This window comes from Nostoc sp. JL31 (assembly GCF_017114965.1).
In the GTDB taxonomy this organism is placed as follows: Bacteria; Cyanobacteriota; Cyanobacteriia; order Cyanobacteriales; family Nostocaceae; genus Nostoc; species Nostoc punctiforme_A.
Window position 1 is genome coordinate 80,549 of record NZ_JABXKO010000033.1, and the last position, 6,486, is coordinate 87,034.

The 6,486-nt window shown below is 43.0% G+C and carries 5 protein-coding genes; 1 reads left to right on the plus strand and 4 read right to left on the minus strand.

Translation table 11 applies throughout. The features are described from left to right. On the plus strand, positions 1-2,272 hold a 2,272-nt coding region (locus tag HWQ43_RS06285), incomplete at its 5' end, for a PQQ-dependent sugar dehydrogenase (protein WP_292731342.1). Positions 2,273-2,450: 178 nt separating this feature from the next. Here HWQ43_RS06285 and HWQ43_RS06290 read toward each other — a convergent pair. From HWQ43_RS06290 to HWQ43_RS06305, 4 genes are all read right to left on the minus strand, one after another. Then, positions 2,451-4,001 carry a mercuric reductase gene (locus HWQ43_RS06290; protein WP_292731344.1) on the minus strand — a complete coding sequence of 517 codons (1,551 nt, stop codon included), beginning with the start codon at positions 3,999-4,001 and terminating at the stop codon, positions 2,451-2,453. A 225-nt stretch (positions 4,002-4,226) separates the two neighbouring features. After that, positions 4,227-4,673, minus strand: coding sequence for a nuclear transport factor 2 family protein (locus tag HWQ43_RS06295; protein WP_292731346.1), 447 nt, complete (start codon positions 4,671-4,673; stop codon positions 4,227-4,229). 94 nt (positions 4,674-4,767) lie between these two features. Beyond that, entirely contained in the window at positions 4,768-5,589 is an 822-nt protein-coding gene (locus HWQ43_RS06300; protein ID WP_292731348.1) for a TVP38/TMEM64 family protein, read from the minus strand. Further along, entirely contained in the window at positions 5,558-6,316 is a 759-nt protein-coding gene (locus HWQ43_RS06305; RefSeq protein WP_292731353.1) for a TVP38/TMEM64 family protein, read from the minus strand. The genes HWQ43_RS06300 and HWQ43_RS06305 overlap by 32 nt, the downstream gene beginning before the upstream one ends. Positions 6,317-6,486: the final 170 nt, after the last annotated feature.

Sequence of the window (6,486 nt, forward strand, 5' to 3'; positions counted from 1 at the left end):
TGGTGTGCGACTGTGGGTGAATGGTCAACAAATCATCAATCAGTTTATCGATCAATCTGCCACCGAATCCAGTGGCTCGATCGCATTGGTTGCAGGTCAGAAATACGATATTAAACTTGAGTACTACGAAAATAAAGGCAATGCTGTTTCTCAACTGCGTTGGTCAAGCGCCTCTCAGGCGAAGGAAATCATTCCTCAGTCTCAACTTTATTCACCATTTCTTCAGACCACTATCACATTAGGATCGTCTTCGACGACTGTGAACGAAGGCAGTGATAGTGTTACCATTAAAATACTTAGAACTGGAGATTTAAGTGGTACATCTTCAATCAAATATGCGACTATAGGTAATACTGCTACAAAAGGAGTTGACTATGGGAGTGAAGGTATTGAAAGTGCTGGAACACTGACTTTTGCGGCGGGACAAAGCAGTGCGCAGGTATCCATTCCGATCAATGATGATTCCTCGATAGAAGCAGATGAAACCTTTAATTTTGTCATCGATCAGGCAGAGGGAGCAACACTCGGAGTCCAAAGAACTCTCGCAATTACGATTCAAGACAACGATCGCTCCGGTCTCGATTTCAGTCAGCCAGTAGTTAGTGAGGGTGACGGTACTGCTAAGGTGACAGTTACACGGGGCAATGCTTCGGCGGCTGCTAGCGTCAACTACATAACCCAAGATGGGACTGCTAAAGCTGGATCTGATTACCAGGCTGTATCTGGAAGCTTGAGTTTTGCAGCCGGACAAACCAGCAACACCATTGTTATCCCCATTCTTAATGACAACGTTGGGGAATCAAATGAAACATTTGCTTTGAAGTTCAGTAACCCAGTTGGAGTGCAGTTAACTAATCAACAGACAAGTATCACTATTATTGATAATGATTCTGGTAACTTTGCTTTAGATACGGTAGCTTCTGGTTTGAATCAACCTACAGCTTTTGAATGGGCACCTGATGGTAACAGTATGTTCATTGCCCAGAAAAATGGGGTAGTGCGAGTCATGAAAAACGGTACCTTATTATCTACACCATTTACTGATATTCGCGGACAGGTAAATGATACGCGCGATCGCGGTCTGTTAGGCATTGCTGTACATCCAGATTTTGGCAAAAGTCCAAACGGCAACAACTATGTTTACCTGTTGTATACCTACGATCCACCAGAAACTAATACAAGCAATTCTAAGAACAATCCCAATAGTACATTGGACGATCCCGATCAGAATGGGAATCGTACTGCACGGCTAAGTCGCTTTACAGCCGACCCCAAGACTAATTACACTACTGCTATTGCTGGCAGCGAAGTTGTACTACTCGGCACAAATGGCACTTGGGCAAATATCAGCCACCCAGATGGAAATAGTACAAATGTCACACTTGGCTATGCACCATCAGGAATTCTCAACAAAGATACTGGTAAGCCGTTTACCAGCTTGCAGGATTATCTCAATAATCTCGATAAAGTCCAAAATGTCCAGAATTTTATAGCCAATGATAGTGAATCTCACTCAGTTGGTTCTGTACATTTTGGTACTGATGGTTCTCTGTTTGTTAGCTTAGGAGATGGTACTTCCTACAATGGAGTAGACCCCCGAGCAATTCGCGTCCAGGATAAGAATAATCTATCCGGCAAGATTCTGCGGATTGACCCGATTACTGGTAAAGGCTTATCAAGCAATCCTTTCTACAACGGTGACGCCAATAGCAATATTTCCAAAGTTTATGACTTAGGTCTGCGTAATCCCTTCCGTTTCACAATTGATAAAAAGACCAATACCCCCGTAATTGGTGATGTTGGCTTAGGTACTTACGAAGAGGTCAATATCGGAAAACCAGGAGCTAACTTTGGCTGGCCATTCTATGAAGGTGGCCTTGATGCAAATGGTAATGTCGTCAGTCTGAAACAACCAGCCTACGCTAATTTAGATGCAGCAAAAGCCTTCTATAATAGTGGCTCATCTGTTACAGAACCACTGTACACTTACAAGCATTCTGGTTCTAATTCGATCCTGGTGGGTGACTTTTACACAGGTAATACTTTCCCTTCAATCTATCAAGGTGCCTTGTTCATTGGTGATTTCAGTCAAGGAACTATCGATGCTTTGATATTAGATAATCAAGGTAAAGTTACCTCAGTTAAGCGGTTTGCTTCCCAAACAGACAGGCCTAATCTAGGACTGCCTACACAAATCACCACTGGCCCTGATGGTAATCTGTATTACGCAAACTTGACCGGAGGTGAGATCGATCGCTTCCGACCTGTTTAGAGATAAATACAGTTTAGAATGAGCAACAAAACCCTGATGTAGAGACGCGATTTATCGCGTCTTGAAAGACCAATAATTATCTACGCCAATAACCCTTAACCCAAGCGTATTGGTTTAGAGATGACATAAAAGTTATCAGTTATCAGTGAACAGTTATCCGACTGTTCACTGATTTTGGTTAAGATAACTTTGTTAGGAATCCCAACAGTTTTTTGGTATTTGATGTTAAGAGTGTTCGGCGATAAGCATCAGCTGCTTTTTTAATCGCTTCGGCTTGAGTGGGATAAGGATGAATTACACTGCTTAACTTGCTCAACCCAATCTTATTCACCATTGCCGTAGTCACTTCTGAAATCATCTCACCCGCGTGACTGGCGACAATAGTTGCACCGATAATTTCATCAGACCCCTTTTTATGGTGGATTTTGAGAAATCCTAACTCTTCACCATCTGCGATCGCTCGGTCTACACTATTAAAAGGTATGTTGATGGTTGTCACCTCAATACCCAATTTTTGCGCCTCGTGTTCGTATAACCCTACGTGAGCAATTTCTGGGTCAGTATAAGTTACCCAAGGCATCACCAAACTACTGAGTTTGGAGCGTCCTATGCCAAAGGGAGAAAACAGCGTATTTTTAATTACAATTCGCGCTGCTGCATCAGCAGCATGGGTAAACTTCCAGTTCATGCAGATATCGCCAGCTGCATAAATTTTGGGATTGGTTGTTTGGAGGTAATCATTTACCTTTACGCCTTGGTGCTTGTCGTATTCTACACCCACAGCTTCTAAATTTAGATTTTCTACATTTGGCGATCGCCCCGCACCAACTAAAATTTCATCGACTGTCACTGAATCTCGATGACCGTTGGAGGAAAAGTAAAGCCGTTTCCCTTCGGTGACAGTTACTACTTCTTCTAACTTGGAATTTAGTACCAGGCGAATTCCTTCTTTAATCAAAACCTTTTGGAGAATTTCAGCGCCTTCAGCATCTTCTTTATTAAGGATGTGAGAACCGCTATGGAAAAGCACCACCTCACAACCCAACCGCCGGAAAGCTTGCGCCAATTCGCAACCAATGGGGCCGCCACCAATCACCGCCAAACGTTCCGGTCGTTGAATTAGAGAAAAAACCGTTTCATTGGTTAGATAACCCGCCTTTTCAATTCCCGGAATCGCCAGTTGTGCAGCTCTTGCGCCAGTCGCAATTACAGCTTTTTTAAACTTGAGGGTTTTATCGCCAACTTCCACCGTATTTTTACTTGCAAATCGGCCGCTACCCAAAAAGACATCGACACCCAACTTTTTAAACCGTTCCGCCGAGTCGTTAGGGCTGATATCAGCCCTTATCCGCCGCATCCTGGCCATAACTTTGGGAAAATCAACATCAATATTATGTTGGGGAATATTAACTCCCAAGTCTTTAGCATCCCAGATTTCGCCAACGACGCGGGCAGAACGAATAATAGTTTTAGATGGTACACAACCAACATTTAAGCAATCTCCACCCATGAGATGCTTTTCAATTAACGCCACCTTTAAACCCAAATCCAGACCCGCAGCACCCGCCGCCACCACTAATCCCGCCGTACCAGCACCAATTACTACCAAGTCGTAAACATCGGCGGGTTGAGGATTAACCCAATTTGGCGGATGGACGTAAGACACCAACTTTTGGTTATACTCGTCAATTGGGCGAACTGTGACTCTCTCTAAATCTGAATTGGTCATTGGCAAAACCTCTTTTAAAATTAAGAATCCCGATTAATTTAGGCGGCTCAGTCTTTTATTTTTATGCTTGTTTAATAATTAGACTTTGGACAAAATTAATTATTTGTCGGCGCATCCAATTCAGGCAGTAACCGCCGAACGATTGAATTAACGCAGCGCGAAACCGCAACCAAGCCCGATAAAAATTAACGGACAATGCGAGCGTATCTTATGATTCACGAAGTCCTACGGCTTGAGATTAAGCGACGCTTTGCCTGTCTCCGGGTCGAAAGGCACTGATTGATGCTCATGCACAATCATCCACTTGCCGTCAATCTCACGCAAGCAAACAGTCGCCCGCACCCACATTTCGACTTTCCCTCCGTCTGTCAGTGTTCCGCTCACACGATAGAGGTAATGGCAGAAAGCTACCGTTTCGCCCGTCGTGATGCTCAGGTCTAGAATCTCATAGCCGATTGAGCCTTGAAACGAAGAAACCCACTTTTGGGCGCGTTCTTTAACCGTATCTGCTCCGATATATTGCAGTGGATTGATGATATCGAAGGACAGAATATCCGGCGCGTGATTGGACAAAAGCGCGTTGATGTCCTTGTTGCCTACTGCTTTGACGCGCTCCTCGATTATCGTGCGAATTTGGACTTCATCATTTGGTTTACTATTTTCAGTTGTCATATTATTTTCCTTTGTTCAATTGTTATCCCATTTTCCGCAATTTATTTTGTAATATACGAAGATTACCAAAGATAGCGAGGGCATCTGTCCACTCTTACAATTCCTCTTCTAAAGCTTTTCGCGCAATCCGGGTGACATAAATTGTAACGGCGACTGTCGCAAATAAACCCAAGATGCGAATTGCCCATTGTAAAGTCGGGTTGGTAGGTTGAGCCTCAGTCCCAATCATCGCCAGATTTCCTGCAAGGGAACCAATATAAACATACATAATGGTTCCGGGAATCATGCCTAGAGAGCCGATAAAGTAATCTTGAAGTGAAACTCCTGTGATGCCAAATGCATAGTTGAGCAAATTGAAAGGAAATACAGGGGATAGTCGCGTTAACAGGACAATTTTTAATCCTTCTTTACCTACCGCTTCGTCTATGGCGGCAAATTTTTTGTTATCTGCGATTTTACCAGCAACCCAACCCCTTGCTAAATAACGTCCGACGAGAAAAGCAGCTGTAGCGCCAAGGGTTGCACCGATAAACACGTAAAGAGAACCCCAAACTGCACCAAAAATCACCCCAGCTCCCAAGGTGAGAATAGAACCTGGGAAAAAAGCAACGGTAGCGACAATATAAAGGGCAATAAAAGCTATGGCTCCCACGGTACCCAGGCCATCAATCCACTGCAAGGCTTCGCGTAAAATTGTTTGGGGATTAAAAGAATTTGAATTTACCGATTCTTGTGCTAAAGCTGGGTCTGCGTTTAATGAGAAACTACTTGCCAATATTAGTAATATTAATACACTGAGGCTAAAAAACTTTTGGAAATTTCTGGCATCAATACTTTTAACACTTCGGCTTCGCTCAGTGTTAAAGCCGAGCGGAGTCGAGGCTTTAAATATCTGAATGATTGTTAGTTTTTTCATGGGTTGTGATTTCTTCTACTGCCACACTTTGAGCTAATGCTTTCTGAGCAATTTTTGTGATATATACAGTTACAGCAACGGTAGCAATCAACCCAACTACTCGCATTACCCATTGCCAGACTTGAGTTTCTGGAGTAATTGGTTGAGAAGACGTGTTAATCATGGCAAGATTACCAGCTAAGGAACCAATATAAACGTACATCACAGTACCAGGAATAATGCCGAAGGAACCTAATATATAGTCTTTGAGAGAAACCTGTGTTACTCCAAAAGCATAATTTAATAAATTGAAGGGAAAAATAGGTGAAAGACGAGTTAGCAAAACAATTTTCCATCCTTCTTTAGCAACTGCTAAATCAATCGCTTTAAATTTAGGATGTTTTTCCATTTGTCGAGAAACCCAATCCCGCGACAGGTAGCGTCCAATGAGAAAAGCCAAGGTTGCTCCAATTGTTGCAGCAATTAGCACATATATCGATCCCCAAAATACACCAAACAGACAACCACCTTTGAGGCTTAGAAGAGAACCCGGTATAAATAGTAATGTTGCTAAGTTGAAAATAACTATGTAGGCAATAGGCCCTAAAGTACCAAGACTGTGAACCCAAATGACTAAGGTCTGTAAAAGTCCCTGAAAGTTTAACTGTTTAGCAGCAATTATTAGAGTGATAATCAGGCAACTTAGCAGTAGTAGTTTGAGTTTGGAATTTAATAAACGCTTGTTCATTTTTAGAAGTTTCACCCTCGGAGGCTCGATGTTGACCTTTTGAGGCTCGATGTTGACCTTTTGAAGCTCGATGTTGACCTTCTGAGGCTCGATGTTGACCTTCTGAGGCTCGATGTTGACCTTCTGAGGCTCGACGTTGACCTTCTGAGGCTCAACTTTGACCTTCTGAG

Coding starts and splice junctions, on each gene's coding strand:
- HWQ43_RS06290 (WP_292731344.1), bottom strand. CDS start 4,001: ATGACCAATTCAGATTTAGAGAGAGTCACAGTTCGCCCAATTGACGAG.
- HWQ43_RS06295 (WP_292731346.1), bottom strand. CDS start 4,673: ATGACAACTGAAAATAGTAAACCAAATGATGAAGTCCAAATTCGCACG.
- HWQ43_RS06300 (WP_292731348.1), bottom strand. CDS start 5,589: ATGAAAAAACTAACAATCATTCAGATATTTAAAGCCTCGACTCCGCTC.
- HWQ43_RS06305 (WP_292731353.1), bottom strand. CDS start 6,316: ATGAACAAGCGTTTATTAAATTCCAAACTCAAACTACTACTGCTAAGT.